This window comes from Vibrio sp. 10N.222.55.A1, from assembly GCF_041473835.1.
GTDB classification, from domain to species: domain Bacteria; phylum Pseudomonadota; class Gammaproteobacteria; order Enterobacterales; family Vibrionaceae; genus Vibrio; species Vibrio crassostreae_C.
The window spans coordinates 1-835 of sequence record NZ_JBFRSX010000134.1 but is presented as its reverse complement, the minus strand read 5'-3'; the positions used below and the strand labels follow the sequence as shown (position 1 = coordinate 835).

Here is an 835-nt window from a genome sequence, read left to right as displayed (position 1 = left end):
GATATTGCGTAGTTCGTAAACCTCTACTTGGTCTGCTCCTTCTGAGGTAACAAACGAGCCTGCCGCCTGAGCGACAACAGAGCCTAAATCGCCTTCATCAACGACAAACGTACTCGCAACCGTCGTATCAGTGATGGTTGGCACATCATCCGTCACAGTGATCTTCAGATCGATCGCATTCGATTTATCTTGGTCGAAATCTTCAGCTACAACAGAGAAGTTAAGGTTAATCGCGTTTTCACCCGCGCCATCAAGGTGCTTAAGTGGTTTAAGCAATTCGAATTGATAGCTATTATCCGAGGTATCGAAAATAATCTCGAACACCGCTTCATTACTCGTTGCTGTTTGAGCAACGTAAGTAAATGTTGTGCCATTTTGTGAAACAGCTTGCCACTCTAAGCTTTCTCCATCGGAGGTTAAGCCAGTAAGAACCAAATCTTCATCGACCAGTTCATACTTCACAACGCCATCGGCACCTTCATCAACCGTGAATAACCCATTAATAATGGTATCTTCAGATTGATCTGAACCAATACCAGTAAGATCGTCTTCATCGACAACTGTTTCACCCGTTGGCGCACTCATTACTGGCGCATCATCGAGCACCTCGATTGGCAATACATATTGGTTAGAATCATCGCCGTCACCATCAACGGCCACAACATCAAACGGTATTGTTAATGTATCGAGGTTATTTGGTGTCGTAGCGTGATTGAGAGGACCAAGTAAAGTAAACGTATAAGCACCGTCATCAGTCAGCACTAATGTGAAGATTGGCGTTCCGCTCACGTCAGCTGCGCCTTGGTAGGTGGTCGTGTTAGCAGCACCTGTGATC

Annotated in this window: 1 protein-coding gene; it reads right to left on the bottom strand. The window is 45.5% G+C overall.

What is annotated here, in order from left to right; translation table 11 throughout:
• Positions 1–835, bottom strand: an 835-nt coding sequence (locus tag AB4493_RS22100; RefSeq protein ID WP_372155822.1) for a hypothetical protein, incomplete at both ends; no start/stop codon positions are given.